The organism is Sphingobium sp. GW821-FHT02B05 (genome assembly GCF_059421905.1).
This window is the reverse complement of sequence record NZ_JBWKVW010000001.1, coordinates 806,918-820,114: the sequence shown is the minus strand read 5'-3', so window position 1 is coordinate 820,114 and position 13,197 is coordinate 806,918. Positions and strand designations below refer to the sequence as shown.

Here is a 13,197-nt window from a genome sequence, read left to right as displayed (position 1 = left end):
TATCAGCGTGCCACCGCTCCCTCCGGCAGGACAACGGCAGACCAGCTCTTGCCCGGCACCAGATATTTGGCGGCAAGCGCCTGTAGCTGGGCCGGCGTCACGCTCAGCATATCCTGCGACATATTCTTCATCGCCTCGACATAGCGGGCATCATGGGTGGCGCCCTCCATCTGGTTCATCCAGAAGGCGTTGCCGGTGCTGGCCCGCATCAGCAACTGGCGCATCGGCGCCACCGCGCGTTGCAGTTCGTCATCGCTGACCGGCGTCTTCGCAAGGTCAGCGGCCGTATCCTTCACCACGCCGTAGAAATAGGCGATGCGATCCGGCCGCACCTGGCTGGTGACGAGGATGTAGCCGCCGCTTTCGTAGGAAAAGGGCCAGTTGTTCTGGACGCTGGGCGAATAGGCCGCACCCTCGGTCGATCGCAATTTGTCGAACAGGCGATCGTTGAAGATCTGCGTCAGAATTTCCAGCTGGCGCCCTTCCTTTTGCAAATCGAAGCCGCCCGCCGTCGGCCAGGCCATGACCGCTGCCGCCTGCTCCTTGTCGCCCTTATGCCGCAAGACGACCGGGGTTTCGACATGGGCGGGGAAGCGCATCGCCTTGTTCGCAGCAGGAACCGGAACATCGGGGCGAGCGGGAAGCGCGCCGAAGGTGGCCGCAACCGCCTGAATCGCCTCATCCGCCTTTACTTGACCGAAAATCTGGACCTCGATCGGGCCAGAGGCGAGGATCGGTTCCCATGTGGCCCGGAACGCCTGCGGCGTCAGTCCGTCGATTTCGGCACGGGACGGCGTACGGAAACGCACATCCTTGTCATGCAGAAGCCAGTTGAGATCACGCCCCAGCACCGAGTCCGGCGAGCGCGACATGGCGTCATAGGCGACGGACGCCCCGGTCTTCACGCGCGCGATCGGCGCGGGGTCCCAGCCGGGCTGCGCCAGCTTGGTCGCGAACAGACGCAACTGATCCCGATAGTCGGCCGGGCGCGTTACCACCTGCATTTCGAAGGCATCGTCATCCATGTTGAAATCCATGCCCATGCGCCGGCCGTTGGTCAGGTCGTCCAGTTCGCGCTGGCCCAGCTTGCCGATGCCGCTGGCCACCAGCGCATAGTCGGCGGCCCAGCTCGGCACTGGCTTGGTCGGGGAAAAGGCCTGCTGACCATGACCGAAGCGGACGTTGACGCGCACCTTTTCCGTTTCCGCATCATTGGCAAACAGCGTCAGTTTGACGCCGTTGGAAAAGGTGATGCTTTCCATCCCCTGCAATGCGATCGGGGTGCGCGATACGACGGTACCGGGCGGGCCGAGCTTGGGCAAGTCGTCCATCGTGACCGCCTTGTCAGCCAGGCGCGCATTGGTCGCGGCCTTGACCGGCGCAGCGACCGCGGCCGCCAGTTTAGCGTCGAGGCCGGGCTGGACCTTGCCCGTTACCAATAACGCGCGGAACACGCCGGCGGAAAAGAGCCTGCGGGTGGAATCGAGGATCTTTTCAGGCGTCATGGCCGGCTTGCCCGCGCGGAAGATTTCGACGGCCGCGTCCGGGCTGACCGTAGTTTCACGGATATCGACCGCGCTGACAAGGTCGCTGGCCTGCTTGGCGCCCGCTTCTGTATCCGCATTTTCGACCTGGATCGAAAGCGCAGTGTTCATCTGCGCATATTCGCGGTCGATTTCGGCCTGGCTGGGCGGGGCAGCCTTTGCGTCCTCAACCACGGCGCGCACGTCGGCCAACGCCTTCTCCCAATTCTCGCCGGTGGGGATGATGGTCATGAAGGTGCCGTCGACGGAGCGGCTGACATCCTGCTGCTCGACCCCAGCCTGGAGGAAACTCCCGCCAGCCCGCGCCGCCTGCTCCAGCCGGCGGCTGATGATTTGCAGCGCCAGCACATCGGTCAATTTGTCCTGATTATAGAGGATCGTGTCGGCATGGGGCGTCCAGGGGCGCAGCCAGGCGAGCGTAAGGCCGAGCGGCACGCCCGGTTCCACCACCACGCGGGTTGCCGGCAATTTGGCGTTGGGCGTGCCGAAATCGGGCAAGGGCGCGCCCTTGCCGGCGACAGTCCAGCTGCCGAAATGATCCTTGATCAGTTGTTCGGCCTGCGCCGGATCGATGTCGCCCGAGATCGCGATCACGGTATTTTCCGGTCGGTACCAGCGCTGATGGAAAGCCTCCACCTTGGCGGCTGTCGCGGCCGTCAGCGTGGCCACCGTGCCGATCGGCGCATGATCGGCCAGCGCCTGACCCGCGAAGAAATGCAGGCGGCTGGCATCGGACATCCGCATTTGCGGGCCGTCGCTTTCCCGTTTTTCCGCCAGCACCACGGCGCGTTCCGCGTCCACGGCGCTGTCCACGATATTGGGGTCGGTCATCATGCCGGCAATGATCTTCATGCTTTCGGCGAGGCTGGCCGGCGTCGCCTGTGGCAGGTCGAGCGCGTAGGTGGTGCCGGTGGGCGTGGTCGCGGCATTGCTGTCGCTGCCGAACGTAACGCCAAGGCGCTGCCAGATCCGCTTGGATTCGCCGTCGGGCACGTGGCGCGACCCGCGCATGGAAAGATGCTCGATGAAATGGGCGTAACCCAGTTCATCGGGCCGTTCCATCAGCGAACCGGCATCGACGCGGAGGCGCATCGACACCTGCCCCGGCGGCACGCCATTGCGACGGACGGCATACCGCAAGCCGTTGGGCAGCGTGCCGAAGCGCCAGGCCGGATCGATCGGCACATCGCTATTTTCATAGAGCCACGGCCGCACCTGCGCCTGGCCGGCGGGGACAGCCTGTGTTGCGGTGGCAGGCGCATTGTCGGTCCGGGCCGCCAAGGGCGATCCAGACAGAAGTAGAGCAAGGACAGAGAGCGAAGCGGCCGAACGGCGAGGGAAAAAGCGCATAGGCAAGAGAGCCTAACGGCATTTTCCTGAATGACCACTGACAAAGCGGTCATATTTGGGGTGATGTACCGCCGCACGACCCCACTTCCGGTCGGGCCGAGCCTGTCGAAGCCTTATGGTTCGTCGCGGCGCTGGCAGAAAAGAAGAGCAGGCGTTCGACAGGCTGAGCGCGAACGGGTCATGAGTGGGCCAGTTTTCTTCCCATGACGCAAAAAGGGGGGAGAGGCCACGTGCAGGCCCCTCCCCCCTTTTTTCCTATTGCTTGATATCAGCGCGGTGCGCCGGTGCGCTGGACGGCGCCCTTGTGCGTACCGACGCCGCCACGACCACGGCCACGACCACGGAAGGGTTTCTTCTCACCGCCCTCGGCGTCGGTGCGATGCGCACGGTCGGGGGCGCCGCGCTGCTGCCTCTGGCCGTCCTGATAGCGACGCTGGCCGTCGGCGCGACGGGCCTGTTGCTGCGGGGTCTGGCTCGGCCCCTTCTTGGGTGCGGCGGGCTTTGGCAGGTTGCGGACCGCTTCCATGAAATTTTCAGGCAGCGGTTCGATTTCCAGCTTCACGCGTGTCGCGCGCTCGATCGCCTTGAGGAAGGGCCGTTCGTCATCCGCCACGAAGCTGATTGCGACGCCCTCCGCCCCGGCGCGCGCGGTGCGGCCGATGCGGTGGACATATTGTTCAGGCACATTGGGGATTTCGAAGTTGATGACATGGCTGACGCCCGACACGTCGATGCCGCGCGCAGCGATATCGGTCGCGACCAGCAGCTTCACCTTGCCCTGGCGGAAGGCCTGAAGCGCGGTGGTGCGCTGGCCCTGGCTCTTGTTGCCATGGATGGCGAAGGCGTCAATGCCCGCGCCTTCCAGGAAGCGCACGACGCGGTCGGCGCCATGCTTGGTGCGCGTGAAGATGAGAGCGCGGTCGATATCCTCATTCTTGAGGACGATGTGCAGCAGCGCCTGCTTTTCGGCTTGATTGACGAAAGTGGCCTGCTGACGCACGCGCTCCGCCGTGGTGGACTGCGGCGCGACGCTGACCTTGACCGGATCGTTCAGGAACTGGGCGGCGAGCGCCTCGATTTCCTTGGGCATGGTGGCCGAAAAGAACAGGTTCTGCCGGTCCTGCGGCAGCATCTTGGCAACGCGCTTGAGCGGATGGATGAAGCCCATGTCCATCATCTGGTCGGCTTCGTCGAGGACGAAGATTTCCGTATCCTTGATGGTGAAGGCGCGCTGGTCGATCAGATCGAGCAGGCGGCCGGGCGTGGCGACGACAATGTCGACGCCGGCGGACAGGGCACGGATCTGCTTGCCGATCGGCACGCCGCCGAACACGGTTTCGACCGACAGTTTCAGGAAACGGCCATAGTCGCGGAAGCTCTGGGCGATTTGCGCGGCGAGTTCGCGGGTCGGAGCAAGCACCAGCATGCGGCAGCCCTTGATCGGGGTCGCCTTGGGATTGCGGGCGAAATAATCGAGGCTGGGCAGCGCGAACGCCGCCGTCTTGCCAGTGCCGGTCTGGGCGATGCCGCACAGATCACGCCCTTCCAGCAGGACGGGGATCGCCTTTTGCTGGATCGGGGTCGGCGTCACGTAATTTTTGGAGGCGAGCGCCTTCATGATGGGCTCGGCGAGACCAAGTTCGTTGAATTGCATTTGGAAAACTCACAAATCGGCCATGGCGCCAACTTGCTCTGCAGACGCAGGAAGGGCGCGAGGCGGGTTACGAAACGACCCGCGTGAAAAGGGAAGCCTCAAGCTTGGCGCAGACTCTCATTGGCCGGTCCGTGGTCCTCGCCTGACCCTGTGGTCACTTGGGATTGCGGACGATCACGCTGCCAATCGCTAGGGGACCGAGGCGGTCCTTCTGCTGCGCTGCAACGCATATGGCGAAGTTGCAGGCAAATAGCAAGTGGCCGCGATTTTACCCGCGGCCACCCATTTGGTCGAATATGGCGTCAGAGCGCCACTTCGGCATGCTTGCCCTTCATCTCGTCGCGGACGTCGCCACCGAACATCATCTTGAACACGCCCTTGAGCGACATGTCCGATCGCCAAATTTCCGCCGTGCCCAGGTCGAAGCGCAGCATCAGCAAATTGGGGTCTTCGCGGCCGCCGGGATACCAGGCTTCCACTTCCTTCGACCAGTAGCGATCGATGATCGCGGGATCATTTTCGGGCGCGAGGGCCCCTTCGACACAGGCAAAGAGATTATGATCCTTCGCCGCGAATTGCGCCATGGCCGGGCCACCGGGCGCCAGCCTGTTGTCGCGCGACGTATAGAACCAGAAGCAGTGATTGGCTTTTGGATCGAGTTGCGCCGTCATCGGAAGGCTGTGTTCGGTGCTGTGGCTCAACCCTATCATGACGAAAGGACTGGCGGACAGTTCGGCCCAAAAACGGTCCTTGATATCGGTCGTGTCGGTCATCGTCCAAACTCCTTGCTGTTTTCCCTTCAATCGCCGGGTTGCGACGAAGTTCCGAAACGCTTGATCTTGGCCCCGACCATCGCCACATGGGCGCCATGCTGATCGAGACCGAACTGACGCCCAATCCGGCGACCATCAAATTCCTGCCCGGCCGTGAGGTCATGGGGTCTGGAACCCGCGATTTCGCAACGCCGGAGGAAGCGGAGGCTTCCCCCCTGGCGGACGCATTGTTCGGACTGGGCGATGTCACCGGCGTGTTTTTCGGCAGCCATTTCGTGTCGGTCACGATCGCGCCCGGCGCCGAATGGTCCGATGTGAAGCCGGACGTTCTGGCCACCCTGCTTGAGCATTTTTCGGCCAACATGCCGTTGTTCGCCCCCGGATCGGCCGCCGGTATCAGCGTGCCGGCCGACAATGGCGACTTCGCCGACGATCCGGAAGATGCCGAGATCGTCGAGCAGATCCGCGAATTGATCGACACGCGCGTCCGCCCGGCAGTGGCCAATGACGGCGGCGACATCATCTATCGCGGCTTCGACAAAGGCACCGTCTATCTCCAGATGCAGGGCGCCTGTTCTGGCTGCCCGTCGTCGAGCGCGACGCTCAAAAACGGTATCGAGCAGTTGCTTAAACATTATGTGCCCGAAGTGACAGAGGTGCGCGCAGTCTGATCGCGCGCATCGGGTCGCGGCGCATTTGGCAAATCCGGACGGATCGACTAACCGCAAGACGAATCCACATGCTGTGGATGCGTAAGGGGAGTTTCGTTTGCGCCTTCTGGTGATCGACACCGCCACCCAGGCCCTGTCCGTCGCGCTGCTGGAAAATGGGGTGCCGATCGGGCGCTTCCATGAAGTCGTCGGGCGCGGCCATGCCGAAGCGTTGCTGCCGGCGATCGCCGCCTTGCCCGATGGCGGCCGGGCGGACGCCATAGCGGTGGATGTCGGGCCGGGCAGCTTTACCGGCGTGCGGATCGGCATCGCGGCGGCGCGCGCTCTGGCGCTGGCCTGGTCGATACCGTTGCGTGGCTATAGCGCGCCGGCTTTGATCGCGGCCAAGGCTGCACAGGACCACGCAGGCGGGCCGATTGCCGTGACCATCACCGGTGGCCATGGCGAGCTGTTCTGGCAATGTTTCGCCCCCGATGGTCTGCGCCCGACAAGTTCCATCGCCTCTACCCCGATCGCGCAACTGGCAACGACGCTGGATGCGGCCATGATCTACGGCACCGGCGCGGAGGCGTTGGTCACGGCGCGGGGAGACGGCATGGCGATCAGCCTCTACCCCGACGCGGCCGATTATGGACTGATCGCGGGCCTCCCCCCCCTCCCCTCCAGCCCGATCTATGGGCGCGGCGCGGATGCCAAGACCATGGCCGAGCGGGCGGCGTCATGATCCCGGCCATGCAGCTCGACACCTATGACGATGGCGACCGCAATGCGCTGGGCGACGCCATGGACGTCATGGTTCGCGCCTTCGATCCGGTTTATGGAGAAGCCTGGACCCTGTCGCAATTATCCGGCGTCATGCTGATGCCCGGTACATGGTTGACGGTCGCGCGGATCGATGCCGCCCCGTTGGGCTTCGCGCTGGTACGATCGGTGCTGGACGAATGCGAATTGCTGCTGCTTGCGGTCGATCCGCTGTGGCGCGGGCGCGGCGTTGGCGAAACACTGCTGCGCGACAGTCTGCGCACCGCGCGCCGCCGCGGGATCACTTCCATGAACCTGGAAGTGCGTTCGACCAATAAGGCTGTAAAACTATACGAGAAAACCGGATTCGAATATGTACATCGTCGCCCCGGTTACTATCGCGGTAATGATGGTCAACTTCACGATGCACTTAGCTTTCGCATCGATATGATGGTTTGATACAATATCCCCTTGCGAAATGATGCTGCAAGGTCTAGCGGGCATATACCGCTCATGAAACAAGTTCCTGGGGCGGGTCGCATCACAATATAGCCTTGTAGGAAACGGTAAAATGGAAACCGAATCGGCCCAGAGCGAGTTGCTCATTACTTTGACGTCGGACATTGTCGCCGCGCACGTCTCCAACAACAGCGTCGCCGTCTCCGACGTGTCTTCGCTGATACAGAATGTGCATGCCGCGCTCGCCGGCCTCAGCCAGCCCGCGCCCGCGCCGGAAGTGAAGCTGGAACCCGCCGTTTCGGTACGTTCGTCGATCAAGCCCGACTACATCATCTGCCTGGAAGACGGCAAGAAGCTGAAGATGCTCAAGCGCCACCTGATGACGCATTACCAGATGACGCCAGACGACTATCGCGCCAAGTGGAGCCTGCCCGCCGACTATCCGATGGTGGCCCCCAATTATGCCGAACAGCGCCGCAATCTGGCGAAGAAGATCGGCTTGGGTACCAAGCGCCGCCGTACGCCCCGCGCCAAGTAATCGGCACACCGATCACAAGCGTTGACGGAAAGGGGCGCGTCGCCGACGCGCCCCTTTCCTGTTTGGGGAAAAGCCGCTAGGCTTATCCCGATCTTTCGCAAAAGCAATCAAGCGAGCCTTCATGAACCGCAAAATCGACGTCGAAGCCCTGTGTCATGAAAAGGGGCTGCGCATCACCGAACAGCGTCGCGTCATCGCCCAGGTGCTGAGCGACGCGACCGACCATCCCGATGTCGAGGAATTGCACAAGCGTTCCGCCACCATCGATCCTGGCATCTCGATCGCTACCGTTTACCGCACCGTGCGCCTTTTCGAAGAAGCCGGTATATTGGACCGCCATGACTTCGGTGACGGTCGCGCCCGTTACGAAGCGGCACCGGAATCGCATCACGACCATCTGATCGACGTCGAGACAGGCAATGTCATCGAATTCGTCGATCCGGAACTGGAACAGTTGCAGAAGCTGATCGCCGAGAAGCTGGGCTTCCGCCTGGTGGATCACCGTATGGAATTGTACGGCGTCGCGCTCGACCGCAAGAACTGATCCTCTTGGGCAGCGTCCGTCGCCTGTTGCGGTTGGCGGCGCTGGCCGGCAGCCTGTTGCTCTGCCTGTTTCCCCATCTGCTATGGCGTATCGCACGCCGCCCCTCCCCCTGGCCGCGTCGCTTTCTGGCACTCGCGGCCCGGTCGGTCGGCGCGCGCGTCAGGATCGCCGGGCAGCCCCATGATGGCGACATGTTTCTGCTCGCCAATCATGTCAGCTGGATCGACATATTGGCCTTGGGTGGCGCTACCGGCGCCGCCTTCGTCTCTCATGATGGCGTGTCGCGCTGGCCGGTGATCGGTTGGCTGGCGGCGCAGAACAACACGTTGTTCGTCGCGCGCGAACGGCGTGGCGCGCTGTCGGGGCAGCTGGATGCGTTACGCGCAGCGCTGCTTGGCCATCAGCCGGTGGCACTCTTCCCCGAAGGCACGACCAGTGATGGCAGTGGGTTGCTGCCGTTCAAGCCCGCTCTGCTCGCCGTGCTATTGCCGCCGCCGCGTGCGGTGATGATCCAGCCGGTGCATATCGATTATGGCGCCGATAATACCGCAGCCATCGCGTGGTACGGGGATGAAGGCGCCGAGAAAAACGCGAAACGCATTCTGGGCCGCAAAGGAGCGATGACTGTGACGCTGCGCTTCCTGCCGCCGTTCGATCCCGCCGCCTGCGCCGATCGCAAGGCGATCGCTGCCATGGCGCGCGAACGGATCGCCGCCAGCATGGCAACGCATCAGCACCCTTCCGCTTACGCGGCTCCGCCTGTATAGCGGGTAAGATGAATCGTAACGACGCCCAAAAGACTCCAGCGACTTTCCACGTCAAATCCTTCGGCTGCCAGATGAACGTCTATGATGGCGAGCGCATGGCCGAGATGCTGGGCACCCGCGGCATGACCGCTGCGGCCGATGGCGCCGAGGCCGATCTGGTCATCCTCAATACCTGCCACATCCGCGAAAAGGCGGTGGACAAGGTCTATTCGGACATCGGCCGCATGGTGCGCGACGATGGCAGCCGCCCGATGATCGCGGTCGCCGGTTGCGTCGCCCAGGCGGAGGGCAGCGAGATCCAGCGACGCGCGCGCAATGTCGATATCGTCGTCGGCCCGCAGGCCTATCACCGCCTGCCCGACCTGATCGACAAGGTCGGACGCGGCGAGGAAGCGGTGGACACCGACATGCCGCTGGCATCCAAATTCGGCGCCCTGCCCGCCCGCACCAGGCAGGCGCGACCGACCGCCTTCCTGACCATCATGGAAGGGTGCGACAAATTCTGCACCTATTGCGTGGTGCCCTATACCCGCGGCGCCGAAATCAGCCGCAGCTGGAGCGCGATCATCGACGAGGCCAAGGCACTGGTCGATGGTGGCGTGCGCGAAATCACGCTGCTGGGCCAGAATGTGAACGCCTGGACCGGTGAGGACGACAAGGGTCGTATGCAGGGCATGGACGGCCTGGCCCGTGAACTGGCCAAGATCGGCGACCTCAAGCGCATCCGCTATACCACCAGCCACCCCAACGACATGAGCGACGGCCTGATCGCCGCGCATGGCGACGAACCCAAGCTGATGCCGTTCCTGCACCTCCCGGTGCAATCGGGCAACGACCGCATCCTCAAAGCCATGAACCGCAGCCATAGCGTCGACAGCTATCTGCGCATCATCGATCGGGTTCGCGAGGCCAGGCCGGACATCGCGCTTTCCGGCGATTTCATCGTCGGCTTCCCCGGCGAAACCGACGCGGAATTTGAGGACACGCTCAAGATCGTCGAGCAGGTGCGCTACGCCCAGTGCTACAGCTTCAAATATAGCCCCCGTCCTGGCACGCCTGCGGCCGATATGGATCATCAGATCCCGGCGGCGGTGATGGACGATCGGCTCGCCCGCCTTCAGGCCGTCATCAATCGGCATCAGGTAGAGTTCAACGCCGCCACCGTTGGCCGCACCACCGACATTCTTCTGGAGCGCAAGGGCCGCTACCCCGGTCAGCTGATCGGCAAGTCGCCCTGGCTTCAGTCCGTGGTCGTGACCGCGCCGGATCTTACCATCGGCGACATGGTTGAAGTCGATATCATCAGCGCCGGCCCGAACAGCCTGGCCGGCGAAATCAGCAGGAGGAAGGCCGCTTGAACCAAAACACCGTCGTTCCCGCACTTGCAGGAACTCATCTTCGCCCCTGTCCACCAGGATCGAACGGCGGAAGATGGATACTCGCCTTTGCGAGGATGACGGAAACGGGAAGGGGCTGACCATGGGCAAGAAACCGAACCACCACCATCGCGAAGATGTTGCCGAACGGGCACGGCTGGAGGTCGTTTTCGAACGGCCCCATCTGCTGACCACGCTCTTTGGCCAATATGACCAGAATCTGGTCGCGATCGAAAATCGGCTGGGCGTGTATATCGCCGCGCGCGGCAACAAGTTGCAGATCGAGGGCGAAGCCCATGCAGCCGCACGCGCCCGCGACGTGATGACCGGCCTTTACAACCGCATCGTTGCGGGGCAGGAAATCGACGCCGGCGCAGTCGAAGCGGTGATCGCCATGTCGTCCGAACCAACGCTGGACGGCATCATCCGCCAGGATGTCGCCGAGCCGCCCAAGGTGATGATCCGCACGCGCAAGAAGACGATCGTGCCGCGCAGTGCAACTCAGGTCACCTATATGGAGGCGCTGAACCGCAACGACATCATCTTCGCGCTTGGCCCGGCAGGGACCGGCAAGACCTATCTGGCGGTCGCCCAGGCGGTAAGCCAGCTTATCACCGGCAGCGTCGACCGGCTGATCCTGTCGCGCCCGGCCGTGGAGGCCGGCGAGAAGCTGGGCTTCCTGCCCGGCGACATGAAGGAGAAGGTCGATCCCTATCTCCGCCCGATCTACGACGCGCTGCACGATACGCTGCCGGCCGAGCAGGTCGAACGGCGGATCGCAAGCGGCGAGATCGAGATCGCGCCGCTGGCCTTCATGCGCGGCCGGACGCTGGCCAACGCCTTCATCGTGCTGGACGAGGCGCAGAACACCACGATCGCGCAGATGAAGATGTTCCTGACCCGCTTTGGCGAAGGCAGCCGCATGGTCATTTGCGGCGACCCCAAGCAAGTCGATCTGCCGCAGCCGGGCATATCGGGCCTGGCGGATGCGGTGGCTCGCCTGGACGGCGTGGAGGGCATCGCCATGGTGCCGTTCGGCATCTCCGACGTCGTGCGTCACCCGGTCGTCGGGCGGATCGTGCAGGCTTATGAGGGGCCGGATGCGTGAAGTCGCCATCCGTCCGCTTCGAACGTGTCGGGGAGCGTCGTGCATAGCCGGTTCTCGACAGGCCCGAACCGAACGGAAAGTATGTTGAATGATTGAAGTCGCCGTCCTCCATGAAGCGGGCTGGCCCGGTATCGACTGGGAATTTCTGGCCCAGCGCGCCGTGGCCACCGCCATCGCGCACAGCCCCTATGCGGCCTTCGCGGCCGACCAGACGCTGTATGAAGTGGCGGTCAAGCTGACGTCCGATGAGGAAGTCCATAGCCTCAATCGCGCCTATCGCGACAAGGACAAGCCCACCAACGTCCTGTCCTTCCCGATGGTGCAGGACGATTTGCTTCAGGCCACCGCCAATACCGACGATGGCGAAGTGTTGCTGGGCGATATCGTGCTGGCGGAGGGCGTTTGCGTCGCCGAAGCGGCGGAAAAGGGGATTTCCGTCGCCGATCATGCCACGCATTTGATTGTTCACGGGACTTTTCATTTGCTTGGATATGACCATATGGACGACAATGAGGCCGAAGCGATGGAAGCGCTGGAGATTGCAGCGCTTCTGAGCTTGGGCCTTGCCGATCCCTATGGAGATCGGGAGGGCGTTTGATATCGCGTTGTCCGATCGACACGCGCTGACAGGGGATTGAGCGAAATTATGGCTGACGGCAGTCCGAAGGACGGCACCGCTTCGAAAGAAGGGGACAGTAGCAACGAGGGCGGCTTATGGAGCGGCATCAAGTCGCTCCTGTTCGGCGAGGGCGAGGAAACCAGTCTCCGCAAGGAGCTGGAAGAAGCGCTCGACGAATATGACGAAGACGAGCTGGATGAAAATAGCGCGCCCCCGGCCAAGGGCGACCTGTCCGCGATAGAGCGGCAGATGGTGCGCAACCTGCTCCATTTTTCCGAACATACGGTCGATGACGTCGCCGTGCCCCGCGCGGACATTATCGCGATCGAGGAGAAGGCGAGCTTCGCCGATCTGGCCGATCTGTTCGCCGAGGCCGGGCATAGCCGCATCCCGGTCTATCGCGACACGCTCGACACCATTGTCGGCATGATCCACATTCGCGATGCCTTCGCCATCCTGGCCGGCAAGTCCCCGGTTCCCGAGACGCTGGAACCGCTGATCCGCCAGCCGCTCTATGTGCCCGAAAGCATGGGGGCGCTGGACCTGTTGGCGGAAATGCGCGCGAAACGGACGCATCTGGCCATCGTGCTGGACGAATATTCGGGCACGGAAGGGCTTTTGACGTTCGAGGATCTGGTCGAGGAAATCGTCGGGGACGTCGAAGACGAGCATGACGATGCGCCCGAAGCGATGCTGGTTCCGCTCGAAGGCGGCCTGTGGGAGGCCGACGCGCGCGCGGAGCTTGACGATGTCGCGGACGAAATCGACGAAAAGCTGGGCGAGGTCGAGGAAGATGTCGACACGTTGGGCGGCCTGGCCTTCGTTCTGGCGGGGCGCGTGCCTGATCCGGGTGAGATACTGGACCATGTCCCCAGCGGATGGAAGCTGGAGATCGTCGCCAGCGATGGTCGCCGCGTCACGCGGCTGCGCCTGCATCCGCCGGTCGCACTGGAAGAGGCGGAGGAGTAAGCGGCCCCTACCAGCAAATCGTCAGCAGAAATGCAATATAGAGGCGAAATATTAAGCCTGCACGCGCATAGCCTGCCATAGGGA

At 63.1% G+C, this 13,197-nt stretch carries 13 protein-coding genes; 10 read left to right on the top strand and 3 right to left on the bottom strand.

Annotated features, from left to right (window positions below; all coding sequences use genetic code 11):
- Window positions 1-2: 2 nt before the first annotated feature.
- The 3 genes from AC07UX_RS04170 to AC07UX_RS04160 all read right to left on the bottom strand — a co-directional run bounded on the left by AC07UX_RS04170 (window position 3) and on the right by AC07UX_RS04160 (window position 5,321).
- Entirely contained in the window at window positions 3-2,894 is a 2,892-nt protein-coding gene (locus AC07UX_RS04170) for a M16 family metallopeptidase (RefSeq protein ID WP_495190716.1), read from the bottom strand.
- 268 nt (window positions 2,895-3,162) lie between these two features.
- Window positions 3,163-4,548 (bottom strand): DEAD/DEAH box helicase, encoded by a 1,386-nt coding sequence (locus tag AC07UX_RS04165; RefSeq protein ID WP_495190715.1) that lies wholly within the window; start codon window positions 4,546-4,548, stop codon window positions 3,163-3,165.
- Between the two features lie 302 nt (window positions 4,549-4,850).
- A complete protein-coding gene (locus tag AC07UX_RS04160; protein WP_495190714.1) occupies window positions 4,851-5,321 on the bottom strand; it encodes a pyridoxamine 5'-phosphate oxidase family protein in 471 nt (156 codons plus the stop codon).
- 95 nt (window positions 5,322-5,416) lie between these two features.
- Between AC07UX_RS04160 and AC07UX_RS04155 the strand changes: the two genes are divergently transcribed.
- The 10 genes from AC07UX_RS04155 to AC07UX_RS04110 all read left to right on the top strand — a co-directional run bounded on the left by AC07UX_RS04155 (window position 5,417) and on the right by AC07UX_RS04110 (window position 13,113).
- Window positions 5,417-5,992: a NifU family protein gene (locus AC07UX_RS04155; protein ID WP_495191785.1), complete on the top strand. Its 576-nt coding sequence runs from the start codon at window positions 5,417-5,419 to the stop codon at window positions 5,990-5,992.
- A 97-nt stretch (window positions 5,993-6,089) separates the two neighbouring features.
- Window positions 6,090-6,716 carry a tRNA (adenosine(37)-N6)-threonylcarbamoyltransferase complex dimerization subunit type 1 TsaB gene (tsaB, locus tag AC07UX_RS04150; RefSeq protein ID WP_495190713.1) on the top strand — a complete coding sequence of 209 codons (627 nt, stop codon included), beginning with the start codon at window positions 6,090-6,092 and terminating at the stop codon, window positions 6,714-6,716.
- Window positions 6,713-7,192 carry a GNAT family N-acetyltransferase gene (locus AC07UX_RS04145; protein WP_495190712.1) on the top strand — a complete coding sequence of 160 codons (480 nt, stop codon included), beginning with the start codon at window positions 6,713-6,715 and terminating at the stop codon, window positions 7,190-7,192. The genes tsaB and AC07UX_RS04145 overlap by 4 nt, the downstream gene beginning before the upstream one ends.
- Window positions 7,193-7,304: 112 nt before the next feature.
- Window positions 7,305-7,730: a Ros/MucR family transcriptional regulator gene (locus AC07UX_RS04140; RefSeq protein WP_495190711.1), complete on the top strand. Its 426-nt coding sequence runs from the start codon at window positions 7,305-7,307 to the stop codon at window positions 7,728-7,730.
- Window positions 7,731-7,851: 121 nt separating this feature from the next.
- Complete coding sequence (locus AC07UX_RS04135; RefSeq protein ID WP_495190710.1) at window positions 7,852-8,274, top strand: Fur family transcriptional regulator; 423 nt, start codon at window positions 7,852-7,854, stop codon at window positions 8,272-8,274.
- A gap of 5 nt (window positions 8,275-8,279) precedes the next feature.
- Window positions 8,280-9,041 carry a lysophospholipid acyltransferase family protein gene (locus tag AC07UX_RS04130; protein ID WP_495190709.1) on the top strand — a complete coding sequence of 254 codons (762 nt, stop codon included), beginning with the start codon at window positions 8,280-8,282 and terminating at the stop codon, window positions 9,039-9,041.
- Between the two features lie 8 nt (window positions 9,042-9,049).
- Complete coding sequence (gene miaB / locus AC07UX_RS04125) at window positions 9,050-10,399, top strand: tRNA (N6-isopentenyl adenosine(37)-C2)-methylthiotransferase MiaB (protein WP_495190708.1); 1,350 nt, start codon at window positions 9,050-9,052, stop codon at window positions 10,397-10,399.
- Window positions 10,400-10,520: 121 nt separating this feature from the next.
- Complete coding sequence (locus AC07UX_RS04120) at window positions 10,521-11,525, top strand: PhoH family protein (RefSeq protein WP_495190707.1); 1,005 nt, start codon at window positions 10,521-10,523, stop codon at window positions 11,523-11,525.
- Between the two features lie 88 nt (window positions 11,526-11,613).
- Complete coding sequence (gene ybeY, locus AC07UX_RS04115) at window positions 11,614-12,123, top strand: rRNA maturation RNase YbeY (protein WP_495190706.1); 510 nt, start codon at window positions 11,614-11,616, stop codon at window positions 12,121-12,123.
- Window positions 12,124-12,171: 48 nt separating this feature from the next.
- Window positions 12,172-13,113, top strand: coding sequence for a hemolysin family protein (locus AC07UX_RS04110; protein ID WP_495190705.1), 942 nt, complete (start codon window positions 12,172-12,174; stop codon window positions 13,111-13,113).
- Window positions 13,114-13,197: the final 84 nt, after the last annotated feature.

Bases quoted from the DNA above. Each gene is read 5' to 3' on its own strand.
- AC07UX_RS04110 (WP_495190705.1), top strand. From the start codon at position 12,172: ATGGCTGACGGCAGTCCGAAGGACGGCACCGCTTCGAAAGAAGGGGAC.
- AC07UX_RS04160 (WP_495190714.1), bottom strand. From the start codon at position 5,321: ATGACCGACACGACCGATATCAAGGACCGTTTTTGGGCCGAACTGTCC.
- AC07UX_RS04140 (WP_495190711.1), top strand. From the start codon at position 7,305: ATGGAAACCGAATCGGCCCAGAGCGAGTTGCTCATTACTTTGACGTCG.
- AC07UX_RS04135 (WP_495190710.1), top strand. From the start codon at position 7,852: ATGAACCGCAAAATCGACGTCGAAGCCCTGTGTCATGAAAAGGGGCTG.
- AC07UX_RS04145 (WP_495190712.1), top strand. From the start codon at position 6,713: ATGATCCCGGCCATGCAGCTCGACACCTATGACGATGGCGACCGCAAT.
- AC07UX_RS04155 (WP_495191785.1), top strand. From the start codon at position 5,417: ATGCTGATCGAGACCGAACTGACGCCCAATCCGGCGACCATCAAATTC.
- miaB (WP_495190708.1), top strand. From the start codon at position 9,050: ATGAATCGTAACGACGCCCAAAAGACTCCAGCGACTTTCCACGTCAAA.
- ybeY (WP_495190706.1), top strand. From the start codon at position 11,614: ATGATTGAAGTCGCCGTCCTCCATGAAGCGGGCTGGCCCGGTATCGAC.
- AC07UX_RS04165 (WP_495190715.1), bottom strand. From the start codon at position 4,548: ATGCAATTCAACGAACTTGGTCTCGCCGAGCCCATCATGAAGGCGCTC.
- AC07UX_RS04170 (WP_495190716.1), bottom strand. From the start codon at position 2,894: ATGCGCTTTTTCCCTCGCCGTTCGGCCGCTTCGCTCTCTGTCCTTGCT.
- AC07UX_RS04120 (WP_495190707.1), top strand. From the start codon at position 10,521: ATGGGCAAGAAACCGAACCACCACCATCGCGAAGATGTTGCCGAACGG.